13 protein-coding genes are annotated in these 15,541 nt (G+C 63.9%); 8 read left to right on the plus strand and 5 right to left on the minus strand.

Features of this window, described 5'->3' with window-relative positions; genetic code table 11:
• Positions 1–3: 3 nt before the first annotated feature.
• Positions 4–186 carry a hypothetical protein gene (locus UNPA324_RS21190; RefSeq protein ID WP_128919825.1) on the minus strand — a complete coding sequence of 61 codons (183 nt, stop codon included), beginning with the start codon at positions 184–186 and terminating at the stop codon, positions 4–6.
• A 348-nt stretch (positions 187–534) separates the two neighbouring features.
• On the opposite strand from UNPA324_RS21190, the gene UNPA324_RS21195 reads away from it, so the two are divergent.
• Positions 535–756: a hypothetical protein gene (locus UNPA324_RS21195; RefSeq protein ID WP_141935777.1), complete on the plus strand. Its 222-nt coding sequence runs from the start codon at positions 535–537 to the stop codon at positions 754–756.
• Between the two features lie 52 nt (positions 757–808).
• Here the strand turns inward: UNPA324_RS21195 and UNPA324_RS21200 are convergent, their stop codons facing one another.
• The gene (locus UNPA324_RS21200) at positions 809–2,182 is read right to left on the minus strand and encodes a hypothetical protein (protein ID WP_128919823.1); all 1,374 of its coding nucleotides are present in this window, start codon (positions 2,180–2,182) and stop codon (positions 809–811) included.
• Between the two features lie 261 nt (positions 2,183–2,443).
• Between UNPA324_RS21200 and UNPA324_RS21205 the strand changes: the two genes are divergently transcribed.
• Positions 2,444–2,914, plus strand: coding sequence for a nucleoside deaminase (locus UNPA324_RS21205; RefSeq protein ID WP_128919822.1), 471 nt, complete (start codon positions 2,444–2,446; stop codon positions 2,912–2,914).
• A 189-nt stretch (positions 2,915–3,103) separates the two neighbouring features.
• On the opposite strand, the gene UNPA324_RS21210 is transcribed toward UNPA324_RS21205, so the two are convergent.
• A complete protein-coding gene (locus UNPA324_RS21210) occupies positions 3,104–4,207 on the minus strand; it encodes a hypothetical protein (protein WP_128919821.1) in 1,104 nt (367 codons plus the stop codon).
• A gap of 576 nt (positions 4,208–4,783) precedes the next feature.
• On the opposite strand from UNPA324_RS21210, the gene UNPA324_RS21215 reads away from it, so the two are divergent.
• The 4 genes from UNPA324_RS21215 (at position 4,784) to UNPA324_RS21230 (ending at position 9,488) form a co-directional block, all read left to right on the plus strand.
• Positions 4,784–6,355 carry an ABC transporter ATP-binding protein gene (locus UNPA324_RS21215; RefSeq protein WP_128919820.1) on the plus strand — a complete coding sequence of 524 codons (1,572 nt, stop codon included), beginning with the start codon at positions 4,784–4,786 and terminating at the stop codon, positions 6,353–6,355.
• The gene (locus tag UNPA324_RS21220; protein WP_128919819.1) at positions 6,339–7,430 is read left to right on the plus strand and encodes an ABC transporter permease; all 1,092 of its coding nucleotides are present in this window, start codon (positions 6,339–6,341) and stop codon (positions 7,428–7,430) included. The genes UNPA324_RS21215 and UNPA324_RS21220 overlap by 17 nt, the downstream gene beginning before the upstream one ends.
• Positions 7,417–8,334 (plus strand): ABC transporter permease, encoded by a 918-nt coding sequence (locus UNPA324_RS21225; protein ID WP_141935779.1) that lies wholly within the window; start codon positions 7,417–7,419, stop codon positions 8,332–8,334. The genes UNPA324_RS21220 and UNPA324_RS21225 overlap by 14 nt, the downstream gene beginning before the upstream one ends.
• Positions 8,335–8,411: 77 nt before the next feature.
• Positions 8,412–9,488, plus strand: a complete 1,077-nt coding sequence (locus tag UNPA324_RS21230; protein WP_164936300.1) for a BMP family ABC transporter substrate-binding protein — start codon at positions 8,412–8,414, stop codon at positions 9,486–9,488.
• 106 nt (positions 9,489–9,594) lie between these two features.
• Here UNPA324_RS21230 and UNPA324_RS21235 read toward each other — a convergent pair whose 3' ends face one another.
• Entirely contained in the window at positions 9,595–10,944 is a 1,350-nt protein-coding gene (locus UNPA324_RS21235) for an 8-oxoguanine deaminase (protein ID WP_181769464.1), read from the minus strand.
• A gap of 165 nt (positions 10,945–11,109) precedes the next feature.
• Between UNPA324_RS21235 and UNPA324_RS21240 the strand changes: the two genes are divergently transcribed.
• Both UNPA324_RS21240 and UNPA324_RS21245 read left to right on the plus strand, forming a co-directional pair.
• A complete protein-coding gene (locus tag UNPA324_RS21240; protein ID WP_128919815.1) occupies positions 11,110–11,934 on the plus strand; it encodes an FAD binding domain-containing protein in 825 nt (274 codons plus the stop codon).
• Positions 11,931–14,657 carry a molybdopterin-dependent oxidoreductase gene (locus tag UNPA324_RS21245; protein ID WP_141935783.1) on the plus strand — a complete coding sequence of 909 codons (2,727 nt, stop codon included), beginning with the start codon at positions 11,931–11,933 and terminating at the stop codon, positions 14,655–14,657. The genes UNPA324_RS21240 and UNPA324_RS21245 overlap by 4 nt, the downstream gene beginning before the upstream one ends.
• Here the strand turns inward: UNPA324_RS21245 and uraD are convergent.
• On the minus strand, positions 14,654–15,541 hold the full coding sequence (gene uraD, locus UNPA324_RS21250) for a 2-oxo-4-hydroxy-4-carboxy-5-ureidoimidazoline decarboxylase (protein ID WP_141935785.1): 888 nt from the start codon (positions 15,539–15,541) through the stop codon (positions 14,654–14,656). The genes UNPA324_RS21245 and uraD overlap by 4 nt on opposite strands.

Below are 15,541 nucleotides of genomic sequence, written 5' to 3' on the forward strand. Positions count from 1 at the left end.
ACCTCAGTTGCGCGCAAGCTCCGCCTGGCCGACGTTACACTCCCGGAAGTGATAGGCAATTTCGTCGAGCGCGCGCCGCTCCCATTCCTCGGCTTGCGCGAGCCAGAACAGCCGGCGATTAAAATCGCGCGCCGCACGCTCTCGGCACAGGGATTCCTGACTGCGAATTTCAACCAGCCTGTTCATGCACGCCACTCCGGTCGCGTGAAGTCATTCCCCAGGAAACAACCTAGCAGAGTCCGGGATAGCTTGCCTTATGATTTCCGTGCCTATCGCGACGCATCATGGGACAGTGACACTTCCCGTGCACTGCGGTAGCTCGCAGCGCAGCATCAACTGCGGATCATCAATTAGTGATCGAGCCACGGGACGAACTTCGCGGTCAAGCGATCTATCTCGCGTGTCGCAACGAAGTGCGGCAATTTGTGAAGAGACGTTCTAAACAACCCACCGAATTCCCGACTCATTGTCGTCGCATGGTCTTCATGCAGCCTCGCTAACAGAGGCGCGAGCGGCACGATCTCTTGAGGCAACATGAGCAACGATTTCGACTTCGAACTTGCGCCGGACCAGTGGGAAGCGCTGCGTACACTTCGTAACCCGCTGTCGAACGGTCGCCTCTCGAAGTCCTATCTCGTCGAAGGTCTCGTCGAGCTTGGCCTCGTTGCCATCAACGACGGTGTACCTGCGATAACGCCGGCCGGGCGCAAGGTGCTCGTGCGCGGCTCCTGCCGCTTGCTGGATCTCGTGGCGTGACAGGTTCGCCGATCAATTTGCGACATTCCCTGCCGGCATGTCGCCGCGCAGGTCACTCGTTCCACTGCAGGAGCGGCGATCCGTACGCCCTCCTCCAGACCGACAGGAAGCGCGGAAACCAGGAGTGAGCCACCGCGCCTTTGTAGGCCCAGGTGCGATATTTCAGACCCTGCTCGGAGATCAGCTCCTGATAACCGCCGTGCAGCTCGGTCGCGGTCCGTATGTCCTTCAATATTCCCTGGGCGCAGGACCGGTAAGTATCGCTGCCCGAGAATTCGTCATAGTCCAGCATGCGATCCGCAAATTCGACGTTGAACGTCGGCCAGGAGGAACGTCCCTGGTAGGCAGGAGCCGCGATCTTGTGGATCATCTTGTTCCGCGGATTATCCGCGGACACCAGGAAGTGGAACGTGCTGGGTATGCGAAAGCGCGGCTCCGCGATGATCAGATCCGCCGTGGCCGCGAACAGAGCCCGCTCGCTCGCATCGTTCAGATTCCAGAAGCCGCAATGCATGCTGACGAAATCCAGCGCGACCGAGGACGCCGGCGGGCCCTCCGGACCGTCCAGAGAATGCCTGATGTATCCGTTCCGGCCGAACAGACGGAGCAGATCTTTCTTGTACTGCACGAGGTCGCGCTCGAGCAGCCGCTTCAGCTCGTTCTCGTCGACGATTCCGAGCTGCACGCTCCACACGAAGGTCGTATGGACGCAGGCATTGGTCACGAAGCGCCGGCGCTCGGCGCGGGTATCCGTAGCGGCGGAGCGAGGGCCACTTGCGTCACACAGCAAATAGGAGGTGCCGTCATGCTCGAACGGCTCGAGCTCGCTTGCGAGCTTGAGGATCGCACGTTTCAGGTCACCGCCATATTCGGCCAGCAGCAGGCGGCCGGCATGCGCGCATTGTGACATCGCCAAATAGAACGGCGCCTTTTGATCGGCGGAGATCATCTGCTGCAGGCCGGCCAGAATGCCGAGCAGAGTATCCGACGGACGTGAGAAATAATTCACACCGAGATATCGACCGCGCCCGGCCGGGACGATGGTCGTCGTGACGACGTCGGCGCGAACCGCCTCCAGCAACAAGCGGATGCTCTTGTCGAGCAGCCGCGCCCGCCGCACCGCGTCCTGCGCATCCATGATGGTTTCTCCGTCGAGAACATCAGGATAGAACCAGGCGAAATCGCGCGGGTAATAGGCGGACGCGTGCGGCGCGCCCGTGACGAGGAAGGCCTCGGTCACCGAAAAGGCGCTGTCCATCGCGTGCCGGTAGAGGTCCTCGATGGTCGATAACGAATGATGCGATCTTCTCAGGAATCGATCCCCGAGAAAATTGACCGCCTGGAGGGCGTTGGCGAAGAAGGTCGCAGCCACCCCCTGGTAAAATCGATTTCCGCGATCTGAGGACAACGAGATATCGCTATTCATGTGTGGGCTAGGGTCACTCCCAATGGTGCGGCCACCTCCCAAAGCATGGCTGATTCGTATTTCTTCCAGATGACGTGTCGGCCTCCGGCTTGCATCAACCTGCCCCGGGCAGTCCTTCCCGCGGCAGCCGCCGTCCTGCCGCAACCAGCGCGTGGTTAGCGGTGCTGTTCCACGGTGAGTTCGTGTATCAAGCTTGGGCTAGTGAGACCGATCTCGCCGTGGTGGGCCGGCGCACGGAGCGACACTGACCGAGGAGGCTCGATGGAACGCGACGAACACTTTCTGCGTCTGTCCTTCGGTGTCGCGCGCCGCTCCCTCACCCATGGCAATCATCCCTTCGGCTGTATCGTCGTCGCCGGGGACAAGGTCCTGATCGAGGCCGAGAACGGTTACATGCCGGATCACGACGGCACCGCGCATGCCGAACGTCTGGCGGCCACCCAGGCCTGCCGCGCGCTCAGCCGCGAGGTGCTGGCAACAGCGACGCTCTATTCCTCGGCAGAGCCCTGCGCGATGTGTGCCGGCGCGATCTACTGGGCCGGCATCGGCCGCGTCGTCTATGGCCTCAGCGAGCATCGCCTGCGCGGCGTCACCGGCAACCATCCGGAGAATCCGACCCTCGATCTGCCGTGCCGCGAAGTCTTTGCCAGCGGCCAGCGGCCGACCGAGGTCGTTGGCCCACTGCTCGAGCACGAAGCCGAAGCGCTGCACGACGGCGTGTGGACGAAGTAGATGTTTGAACAACCGCTACCGTAGGGTGCGCAAAGGCGCGCTTGCGCCGTGCCCACCATCTATCCCAACACCGCAGCAGAAATGGTGGGCACGCTTCGCTTTGCCCACCCTACGAGAGCCCTCTTGGCAAGCGCGAATGGTGCCGCGCATTTCGACGCGGCGCCATCCGAACCTTTCGACCTCAACCGATCAGAACTTCACGGTGATACCGGAATAGAGCGAGGACTCAGTGCAGGACCCCGTGCTCACCGTCCGGCCACCGACGGAGGTGGTACAGCCGACGGCAAGGTTGTGATCGAGACCGAACTTGTTTTGCCAGTAGCGGTAAGCCACCCAGACGTCCACGAAGTGGGAGTACTTGTCGCCCCAGGCGGCCTTCGAGGCATCGAAGGTCAGGCGGATGGGCTCCGAATTCAACTCGACCGCTGTATTATAGACGCCGTTCGCCGGGCTATATGGAAGCGGTTCGGTGTCGGTGCCCTTCTTGCCGTACCAGCCGGCGCGGCCGCTGATCGAGAAATATTGCATGTTCGGCGGCAGGAAGCCGAGGTCCATGTAGTAATTGACTTCAACCGCCCAGGTTGGCTTGAACGACGTGTTGCCGTCCGCAAGACACGTGACGCCGGGAACGCCCGCACCGAACAGGCCGCACTGGCTGAATGAGTTGTGATTGGCGAACTCCCAATACACGAGCGGCGCGACGTTGACGTAACCCTTGTAGGGCAGATCGAACGCAAACTGCAGACCGCCGACGACGTCGCGCTTGGCGGCGCCGAAATACCTGTTTTCGGTATTGGCATCCATGCCGACCTCGAACGAGATGTTGTGCAGCGGCCCCGCACTGAAAGCCTTGGTGTCGAAGATCTCGTTCCAGCCGAAGGTCGAGCGGAACAGGCCATAGATTTCGGTCGCACCCGCGCACGATGCCGGCGCGCCGAAGATCGTGCCCGCGTTGGTGCAGGGTCCGGCCGGGTCATTGTGATCGGACTTGAACATTGAGATGGTGAAGAAGTTCGTGCCGTATGCCCAGAGATCGAAATGCGTGAACGAGTAGACCTGCTTGGTGGTCTTGCTGTCGATCGACCCATCCGGCCGGAACGACCACGCACCGGGCTGAGAGGCGTTGAAGATGTACGAGAAGGTGACGCGGTTATCGATCACCAGGAAGAACGGAAGGTCCTGCGCCTTCTTGGCAGCCTTGACCGGCAAGTCCGCGGCCCGAGCCAGGCCACCGGTGGCGAGCGTAGCAACTGACAGCGCCGCGGCTGCAATTGCCCTGAAACGAAACAACATCCTGAATACCCCCAAGTTTGGACACGTCAATGAACGCCCTTGGGTGCGAGACTTGCGCCGATCTCCCGGAGGGAGAAGCCTCAACTTTTTTCAATGCATGCCGCTTGTTTTGGCAAGAAGCGGGCTTTCTATCGTGAAATTAGAAGGTTTTTGCGCGCCACCTCACCGGAGCATGCGGCAAGGCGAAGCCGGCTATTGCCGGACATTCCCGTTTGATTTCGCTCTTCTTTTATATCGAGCGGCGATTGCCGAGCGCGATGGTTGGGAGCCGATGTTGCGTCGATCCGCAGTGCGTCGGCGTGATGGCGCAACTTTGCTCACTGCGGCGTCACGTCTGCATAGCGGGTTCCGATTTGGCTTAGACCGTCACAAATCTGCAACAGGCGCCCGCGGAAACCGCGCCGCAGGGCAATGCGAGGGCGCTTGAGCCCCGGATCTTCCTCCGGCGAGAGCAAGCGCACCGCCACCCGGCGCCTGCCAAAGCGTTGAGCAAGGGATGACGCATTTTCACACCTTACGCCGGCGTTCAAACTGGACCACTATCGAGACACTTCACCCATGCAAGCGCATTAGCGAATGTTGGATTCGACACCTGACGGCCTGAATTTCGGCGAGTCCCCGCTGCTGCGGACGATCGGGCTCACCAAACGTTATGGCGATTTCCTCGCCAACGATTCCATCGACATCGATATCTGGCCCGGCGAAATCCACGCGCTGCTTGGTGAAAATGGGGCCGGTAAGTCGACGCTGGTCAAGGCGATCTACGGGCTGATCCAGCCCAGTGCCGGCGAGATTCGCTGGCAGGGCAAACGAATCGTGCTGTCCGGCCCCTCGGAAGCGCGCAAGCGCGGCATCGGCATGGTATTTCAGCACTTCTCGCTGTTCGACAATCTCACGGTCGCCGAGAACGTCGCGCTCGGCCTCGATGGTCGGGAATCCTTCAACGACATGTCCGCGCGGCTGGCGCAGGTGTCGAAGACTTACGGCCTTCCGCTCGATCCCAAGCGCGAGGTCTGGCAATTGTCGGTCGGCGAACGCCAGCGCATCGAGATCGTCCGTGCGCTGATGCAGGACCCGAAATTCCTGATCCTGGACGAGCCCACCGCCGTCCTGACACCGCAGGAAGCCGACCAGCTCTTCATCGTGCTGGAACGCCTCAGGGCCGAAGGCCGCGCCATTCTCTACATCAGCCACAAGCTCGAGGAGGTGAAGCGGCTCTGCGATACCGCTACGATTCTGCGCGGCGGCAGGAAGGTCGAGACCTGCGATCCCCGGCGCGAGACCGCCGCTTCGCTCGCGCGCATGATGGTCGGCGGAGAGATCAAGGAGGTGAAGGCGGCGGCAGGCCGGACGACCACCGTCCCGCGGCTCGTCGTCAATGATCTGTCGCTCGCACCTGGCGAAGCCCATGGCGTGCGGCTCGAGCACATCTCGTTCGAACTGAAGGGCGGCGAGATCCTGGGTATCGCCGGCGTCGCCGGCAACGGCCAGGACGAATTGTTCGCCGCGCTGTCCGGTGAGCGATTGTCGAAGGACCCGGGCACCGTGGTGATCGAAGGCATTGCCGCCGGCCACCTTTCGATCACGGAGCGGCGCAAGCTCGGGGCCGCCTTCGTTCCCGAGGAGCGGCTCGGCCACGGCACGGCGCCGCGTATGAAACTCTCGGAGAACGCGCTGCTCACCGGACATGCCGCGAGCGGCATGGTCCATCGCGGCTTCATCAACACCGCCGCCGCGCTGAAGACCGTCGACCGTGCAACCGAGACGTTCGACGTCCGCAAGGCCAAGCGCGATCCCGAAGCAGCATCCCTCTCCGGCGGCAATTTGCAGAAATTCATCGTGGGACGCGAGATCCTGCGCAACCCCGCGGTGTTGGTCGTGAGCCAGCCGACCTGGGGCGTCGACGCCGGAGCCGCCGCCGTCATTCGCCAGGCGCTGCTTGATCTCGCGACCGCGGGTGCCGCCGTGCTCGTGACCAGCCAGGATCTGGACGAACTCGCCGAGATCGCCGACCGTATCGCCGTGATTTTCCACGGCAGGTTATCAGCGCCGCTCGCCGCGAGCGAGGCGACGCGCGAAAAGCTCGGTCTTCTCATGGGCGGCAGCAGCCTGGAGCCGAAGGAGGCCGCACATGCAGTTGGTGCTTGAGAAGCGCGCCGAGCGCTCTGGCACGATCGCGCTGGTCTCGCCGCTGATTGCGATCGGCCTCACGATCGCGACCATGGTCATCCTGTTCGCGATCCTCGGCAAGAATCCGCTGCTCGCCTTGCACGCCTATTTCATCGCGCCCTTGACCGACGGCTATTCGCTCCAGGAGATCGCGGTAAAGGCGACGCCGCTGGTGATGATCGCGATCGGGCTGTCGCTGTGCTATCTCGCCAATGCCTGGAACATCGGCGCCGAAGGCCAATTCCTGATCGGCGCGGTGGCCGGAAGCTGGATCGCCGTGAGGACGCAAGGCACCGACGCCGGCGCCTGGGTGCTGCCCGTCATGCTTGTCCTTGCCGCCGCTGCAGGTGCGCTGTATGCGCTGATCCCGGCGATCTGCAAGGTGAAGTTCGGGGCCAGCGAGATCCTGACCAGCCTGATGCTGGTCTATGTCGCCGACCTCTTCCTCGACTATCTCGTGCGCGGACCCTGGCGCGATCCGCACGGCTTCAACTTCCCGACCACGGCCGAGTTCGACCCGGTGGCGACCGTCCCGCTGCTGATCGAGGGCGGCCGGCTTCATTTCGGCTCCATCCTCGCGCTTCTTGTCGTGGCGGCAGCCGCAATCCTGCTCGGGCGAACCATCAAGGGTTTTGAGATCCGCGTCGTCGGCGCAGCCCCCCGCGCGGCGCGGTTCGGCGGCTTCAAAGCCGATCGGCTGATCATCCTGACCTTCGCGGTATCAGGCGCGCTCGCGGGCCTCGCCGGCATCATCGAGGTTGCAGGTCCCGTCGGCCATCTCCAGCCTGGCATCTCCCCGGGCTACGGTTTTACGGCGATCATCGTTGCCTTCCTCGGCCGGCTGAACCCGCTTGGAATATTAATTGCAGGCCTTTTCCTTGCCTTGACCTTTATCGGCGGCGAGCAGGCGCAGATCACAATGAAGATCCCGTTGGACGTCACCAAGGTTTTTCAGGGCATTCTGCTGTTCTACGTGCTCGCCTGCGATTCCCTGATCCTCTATCGCTTCAAGCTGGTGTTCCCAAACCGACAGGTGACCAGTGGAGCTGGTTGAAGCCATCATCCTTTCGGTGCTCGCCGCCTCGACTCCGCTCCTGATCGCGGCGACCGGAGAGCTCGTGACCGAGCGCTCCGGCGTGCTCAACCTCGGCGTCGAGGGCATGATGATCGTCGGCGCGGCCTGCGGCTTTGCCGGCGCCTGGCTCACTGGATCGATCTTCATTGGCGCGCTGTTCGGCATCGTCGCAGGCACGATGATGTCGCTGTTCTTCGCATTGATGGCGCTCGGGCTCGCCGTCAACCAGGTCGCGACGGGCCTCGCGTTGACCATCCTCGGCGTCGGGCTGTCCGGACTGATCGGTGCCGGCTTTGTCGGCGAGCGGATCACGCCGGCAGTTCATCTCTCCATTCCCGGCCTCACCGATATCCCGCTGGTCGGCCGCGTGCTGTTCGGCGAAGACGGCTTCGTCTACTTCTCCATTGCACTCCTCGTCGGTGTCTGGTGGTTCCTGTATCACACGCGCAGGGGGCTGATCCTGCGCGCCTGCGGCGACAACCATGTCTCCGCCCATGCGCTCGGCTATCCCGTGCTGCGCATCCGCACCCTCGCCGTGATGTTTGGCGGCGCCTGTGCCGGGCTCGCCGGGGCCTATTTGCCGCTCGCCTATACGCCGTTCTTCATCCCCGGCATGACTGCGGGCCGTGGCTGGATCGCGCTGGCGCTGGTGGTGTTCTCGTCATGGCGGCCAGGCCGGCTCGTGGTCGGTGCCTATCTGTTCGGTGCGGTGACGATCCTGCAGCTGCATGCACAAGGCTGGGGCGTTGGCATTCCCTCGCAATTCATGTCGGCGCTGCCTTATCTCGCGACCATCGTCGTTCTGGTTCTGCTCTCGCGCGCGCGCAGCGGCGGCTCGACCGCACCGGCCGCGCTCGGGACCGTGTTCGTGCCTGACCGCTGAATTTTATTTTCGCGACGGGCGCGATGGGGCGCGCGCGTTGCGGATCGTGGCTTTCCCCTGATGTTTGGAGATCGATGATGAGGAAATCACTTCTTGCGCTGGCCGCCACACTCTTGCTCGCCGGGAGCATCGGTGCCGCCTCGGCCGCCGACAAGCTCAAGGTCGGCTTCATCTATCTGGGCCCGATCGGAGACCTGGGGTGGACCTATCAGCACGATCTCGCGCGCCAGGCTCTGGTGAAGGAATTGGGCGACAAGATCGAGACCACCTATCTCGAGAACGTGCCTGAAGGTCCCGACGCCGAACGCTCGATCGAGCAGCTCGTCCGCGCCGGCAACAAGCTGATCTTCACGACGTCGTTCGGCTACATGGACCCGACGCTGAAGGTCGCCAAGAAATATCCGAACGTGCATTTCGAGCACGCCACCGGATACAAACGCAACCCGAACATGTCGACCTATTCGGCCAGGTGGTATCAGGGCCGCTACATTCAAGGCCTGATCGCCGCCAAGATGTCGAAGTCGGGCGTGCTCGGCTATATCGGCTCGTTCCCGATTCCCGAGGTCGTCTCCGGCATCAACGCGACGATGCTGGCGGCGCAGACCATCAACCCGAACATCAAGGTCAAGATCATCTGGGCCAACACCTGGTTCGACCCCGGCAAGGAGGCCGACGCCGCCAAGGCGTTGATCGATCAGGGCGCCGACGTGATCATGCAGCACACGGATTCGCCTGCCGCGATGCAGATCGCCAGCGAACGCGGAAAGCTGGCCTTCGGCCAGGATTCCGAGATGATCAAGTTCGGGCCGAAGACCCAGCTCACCTCGATCCTCGACACCTGGGGCTCCTATTACATCGAGCGCGTCAAGGCCGAGCTCGCCGGCACGTGGAAGTCCGAGGACAGCTGGGGCGGCCTCGACAGCCACATGTTCGCGATGGCGCCCTATACCAACATGCCCGACGAGGTGAAGAAACTGGCGGAGGATGCCCAGGCCGCGATCACGGCAGGCAAGCTGCATCCGTTCAAGTGCCCGATCGTTGGGCAGGACGGCAAGCCGGTGGAGTGCAAGGGCGGCGAACATCTCGACGACGGCCAGATCCTCGGCATGAATTTCTACGTCAAGGGCATCGACGACAAGCTGCCGGGCAAGTAGCACGCTTCTTGCTTTGACCAGATCACCTGCTCCTCCCGGAGGAGGTTCGGAGGGGGTGGCCAGAAGCACCCGGCACTTGTGGTCGCCCCCTCTTTCAATTCAGCCCCTATCCCGCCTGCATGGCCCGCGCCGCGGAACCGTGGCGGCGGATGAGATCGGCGACATCGAGGCCCGGGATCGCACCGTCGATCACGGCCCATTGTCCTGCCACCATCACCCGGTCGGCCCGATGCGCTCCGCACAGCACCAGCGCGGCCAGGGGATCGCCATGGCCGGAGAAGCGCAGCTCATCGAGCTTGAACAGCGCGAGATCGGCGGCCTTGCCGACGGCGATCTCGCCGAGTTCCGGCCGGCCGACGCAGGCCGCTGAGCCCTTGGTGGCCCACCGCAGCGCATCCTTGTGGCTGACCTTGGTCACGCCATAGCGCGCTCGTTGCAGCAGGAAGGCGGCGCGAACCTCCTGCATCAGGTTCGAGCCGTCGTTGGAGGCCGAGCCGTCGACGCCGATGCCGATACCGACGCCGGCCTCCTCCATCTCGCAGACCGGACAGCAGCCGGAGGCAAGCAATTGGTTGCTGCACGCGCAATGGCTGATGGTCGTCCTCGCCTTGCCAAGCCGTTTCATCTCGTCCGCGTTGAAGAAGATTCCATGGGCGAGCCAGGTTCGCGCATTGAGCCAGCCGCATTGTTCGAGATAGTCGAGCGGACGGCAGCCATATATCTGCTCGCAGAACTTGTTCTCGTCCTCGGTCTCGGCGAGGTGGGTATGCAGACGCACATCGAGCTTGCCGGCGAGATCGGCGGTGGCGCGCATCAGGGAGGACGTCACCGAGAACGGCGAGCACGGCGCCAGCGCAATCTGCACCATGGCGTCCGGACCGCGCTGATGATGCTTTGCAACCAGGCGCGCGCTGTCGACGAGAATCGTATCCTCGTCCTGCACCACGCTGTCGGGTGGCAGGCCGCCGTCGCGCTGCGACAGGTTCATCGAACCACGCGTCAGCAGCACGCGCATGCCGAGCCGCTTTGCAACGCCGACCTCGATATCCACGGCGTCCTCGAGCCCTGCCGGGAAGACGTAATGGTGATCCGTCGTAGTGGTGCAGCCCGACAGCAGAAGCTCGGACATCGCCACGCTGACACCGAGCTCGAGCGCGTCAGGCGTCAGCTGCGCCCACACCGGATAAAGCGCCTGGAGCCAGGGGAACAGCTCGCGGTCCATCGCCGCCGGCACCGCCCGCGTCAGCGTCTGGTAGAAGTGATGATGGGTATTGATCAGGCCCGGCAGCACGACGTGTTCGCTCGCATCGAGCACCGCGACATCAGCGGTCGCAGGCGTGCCGCCGGCCGGCACCAACTCGACGATCCGGCCGTTCGTCACCACAATCCCACGCTCGGCACCGTCGGCGAGGATGGCCAGGGGATCCCTGATCCAGATCGGCCTTGCATCGCTCATGATCCCGCTTCTCCTCACATTCGCTGACGACGGGACCGCAAGGCGGAGGCGGGTCCGATCGCGGTCTTGCCGCGACTCGTCATTTCGACTTCTTCTTGCGACTTGGCTCCAGTCTTGCAAGACTTTCTGTTGGACGATTCACCCGACGCAAGCGTGGGCGCAGCCATGGACTTGAATACCATCACAGCGGTCGCCCATCCGCAAACGCGCACACAGCTGCCGGTTTGGACGGCAGGGGATGCTTGGCTCGCAGGCGGCACCTGGCTGTTCTCGGAACCGCAAACCCACCTGACACGGCTGATCGATCTCACCGATCTGAAATGGCCGGCGCTGACGGTCACCGAGGGCCATCTCAGCATCGCCGCGACTTGCACCATCGCCCAGCTCGATGGTTTAGCCTGCCCGCCCGACTGGCTCGCAGCGCCGCAGATCGGACAGTGCTGCCGGGCTTTTCTCGCCTCGTTCAAGATCTGGAAGACCGCGACGGTCGGCGGCAATCTCTGCATGTCGCTGCCGGCAGGGCCGATGATCTCGCTCACCTCCGCGCTCGACGGCATCTGCACCATCTGGAAGGCCGGTGGCGGCGAGCAGAAGATTCCGGTCATCGACTTCGTCACCGGCAACCAGCGCAATCGCCTGACGCCGGGTGACCTGCTTCGCCAGATCGATATTCCGATTGTCGCATTGAAACGCCGCACGGCATTTCGCCAGATCTCGCTGGCACCGGTCGGCCGCTCGGCGGCGCTGCTGATCGGCAGTCTCGATAGCGATGGCATGCTGACGCTCACGGTGACCGCATCGACGGTGCGGCCGATCCAGCTGTCCTTTCGCGGCGCCCCGGATGCGAACGCCCTGCGCGAGGCAATCGCACAGCAGATCACGGACGATCTGTACCATACCGACCTCCACGGCCAGCCGCTCTGGCGCAAGTACATGACACTGCGGCTCGCCGAGGAGATTCGCCGCGAGCTCTTGGGAGCAACGCCGTGAGTTTCGAGATCAACGGCAAGACATTTGCGCAGGAGCCGCGCGCCGGCCAATGCCTGCGCACGTTCCTGCGCGAGCTCGGCCATTTCGGCGTGAAAAAGGGCTGCGATGCCGGCGACTGCGGCGCCTGCACCGTGCTGCTCGACGGCGAGCCGGTGCATAGCTGCCTGATCCCGGCGTTCCGGGCCGAGGGACGCCCTGTGACCACGATCGAAGGTCTTGGCGGAGACCACGGCACGCATCCGATGCACCAGGCCTTCCTCGACGCGCAGGGTTTTCAGTGCGGCTTCTGCACAGCTGGCATGATCCTGACCTGTGCCTCACTGAACCAGGCCCAACGCGCCGATCTCGGCGCGGCGCTGAAGGGCAACATCTGCCGCTGCACCGGCTATCGCACGATCGAGGATGCCCTGCTCGGCAAGTCCAATGTCGAGGCGAACGTCGAGGCCGGAGCAGCCTTCGGCCGCAGCCTGCCGGCGCCGGCAGGCCCCGATATCGTCCGCGGCACGGCGCGCTACACGTTCGACACCGCGATCGACGGCCTACTCCATATCAAGCTGGCGCGATCGCCTCATGCCCATGCCAGGATCGTCGCGATCGACAAGTCCGAAGCGCTGAGCGTTCCCGGCGTGCACGCGGTGCTGACGCACGAGGATGCACCGTCGGTCCTGATCTCGACCGCGCGGCACGAGAAGGACTGGATGGATCCCGAGGACACCCGTGTTCTCGACGACGTCGTCCGCTTCGTCGGGCAGCGGGTTGCCGCCATCGTCGCCGAGAGCGAAGCCGCCGCCGAGGAGGCCTGCCGGCGGATCAAGGTCAAGTACGAGATTCTGCCGGCGCTGATCGATCCCGAGCAAGCGATGGCACCGGGCGCACCCATCATTCATCCTGATCGAACCACCGCGAACCGCATCGCCGATTCCCAGCGCAACCTTGCTGCGGAGACGCATGGCGAGTACGGCGATGTCGCAGCAGCGCTCGCCACGTCCGCCGTCACCTACGAAGCCACCTTCCACAGCCATCGCGTGCAGCATGCAGCCCTGGAGACGCATGGCGGCCTCGCCTGGCTCGATGAAGCGGGCGTGCTCAATGTCCGCACCTCGACGCAGGTGCCGTTCCTGACCCGGCGCGCGCTGTCGGACATCTTCCAGCTTCCCTTGGACCAGGTTCGCGTGTTCTGCGAGCGCGTCGGCGGCGGCTTCGGCAGCAAGCAGGAGATGTTCGCCGAGGACATTCTGGCCCTCGCTGCGCTGAAGACCGGACAACCTGTGAAGCTGGAGTTCACCCGCGAGGAGCAATTCATCGCGACCTCGACGCGGCACCCGATGCGGATCCACATCAAGGCGGGCGCCGACGCCGACGGCAAGCTCACCGCGCTCCAGCTTGATGTGCTCTCCAACACCGGCGCTTACGGCAATCACGCCGGCCCCGTGATGCTCCATGCGCTGGCCGAGTCCATCAGCGTCTACAACTGTCCGAACAAGCGGGTCGATGGCGTCGCCGTCTACACCAACACGGTGCCAGCGGGCGCGTTTCGCGGTTACGGCCTGCCGCAGGCGCTGATCGCCGTGGAAGCCGCAATCGACGAGCTTGCGCGGCAACTCGGCATCAGCCCCTACGAGATGCGCCGGCGCAACGTCGTCAAGCCCGGTGACTCGATGCTGTCGCCGCCGCCGTCCGAATATCACGACGTGGTCTACGGTTCTTACGGGCTCGACCAGTGTCTCGACCTCGTCGAGCGCACCATGCAAGCCGATGGTCCCCAGCCGGACCTGTCGCCGGAATGGCTGATCGGCGACGGTATCGCGCTGACCATGATCGACACCGTGCCGCCGGCCGGGCACATCGCCGACGCTGTGATCGCGCTCAACGAGGACGGCGGTTTCGACCTCACTGTCGGCACGGCCGAGTTCGGCAACGGCACCAGCACCGTACACCGGCAGATCGCGGCGACCACGCTGGCGACCACCGTCGACCGAATCCGCCTGCGCCAATCCGATACTGCCCATGGCGGCCATGACACCGGCGCCTATGGCAGCGCGGGCACCTTCGTCGCCGGCAAGGCGACGCATGCCGCTTCCATGCAGCTCGCGGCCGAGCTGAAGGCAGCCGCCGCCAGCGCGTGGCTGTGTGACATCGGGACCTGTGTGCTCGAGGACAACGCCGTCGTCAGCGGCGTTCGTCGCATGCCCTTTACCGAGTTGGCGAAGCTCGCGCGTGAACGTGGACAGCCGTTCGCAAGCAGCGGCAATTCCAGCGGCACGCCGCGGTCGGTCAGCTTCAACGTGCAGGGTTTTCGCGTCGCCGTGAACAAGGGCACCGGCGAGCTCAGGATTCTCAGGAGCGTGCATGCCGCGGATGCGGGCGTCATCGCCAATCCCACGCAATGCCGCGGTCAGGTCGAAGGCGGCGTCGCGCAGGCGCTCGGCGCCGCGCTCTACGAGGAGATGGTGATCGACGCCGAGGGCCGCGTCATCAACGCGAAATTCCGCGACTACCACCTGCCCTCTTTCGCCGACGTGCCGCGCACCGAGGTGTTCTTCGCCGAGACGTCCGACACCATCGGCCCGCTGGGGGCGAAGTCGATGAGCGAGAGTCCGTACAATCCGGTCGCCGCCGCGCTCGGCAACGCCATTGCCGATGCCACCGGCATCCGATTCACGGCGCCGCCATTCAAGCCGGACCGGCTGTTTCCGGACCTGCTCGACAAGTTTGGGGGCTAGCTGCCGCGATAGGTCGAATAGCTCCACGGCGTGACCAATAGCGGCACGTGATAGTGCCCTTCCGGCTCGCTGATCGAAAAGCGCAGCGGGATTTCGTCGAGGAACGGCGGGTCGGCGAGCTGCACGTTGCGCTCGGCGTAGTATCCGGCAACGCTGAATCTGAGCTCGTAGCGGCCGATCGGCAGCGGGCGGCCGCCGATCAGCGGCTGATCAGTGCGGCCGTCCGCATTGGTGACCGCGCGCGCGATGACGCGGTTGTCGCCAAGCGCGGAGAACTCCACGAGCTCCACCGGAATGCCGGCCGCGGGCTTACCAATGTGATTGTCCAGCACATGCGTCGACAACCGGCCATGCACCTTCAACTTGTCGTCGGCAATGACGAGCTGATCGAGCCGCAGCGCCGAGATACGGCCGATCTCCTCGATCGCACGGCGCGTCTCGGTCTTGGCGATATTGCGCAACCGGATCTCGAAATCGTGCAGCACGGAATCCCGGGTGTGCCGGCGCACGCAGACGATATAGGGGAAGCCGAACTTGTCGCGATAGGCGTCGTTGACACGCTCGAACGCGGCATATTCGGCATCCGACAGCCGGTCGAGGCCGGCGCTGTTCTGCTCGGCAGTCGATTCCGCCGTGAGCCCCGCGGCACGCTGGGTCTTGCCGGCGAGATCCGGATGCGCCCGGATCAGCGCCAGCTGCACATCGGGGTCGGCGCTCTGGATCGCCGCCATCAGCGCCGCATGCAACTGGTTGATGCCGGCGAACGGCCGCTTGTCGGCGAGCTGCTCGGCGATCCACGGCGAATATTCGACGACGTTGGCGAGCGCGGCAACGAAATCGGCCTTGGCAGCGGCATTGAGATCGGACAGAGAGATCTGCGGCAT

Origin of the sequence: Bradyrhizobium sp. UNPA324, assembly GCF_006658635.1 — a bacterium.
Lineage (GTDB): Bacteria > Pseudomonadota > Alphaproteobacteria > Rhizobiales > Xanthobacteraceae > Bradyrhizobium > Bradyrhizobium nanningense.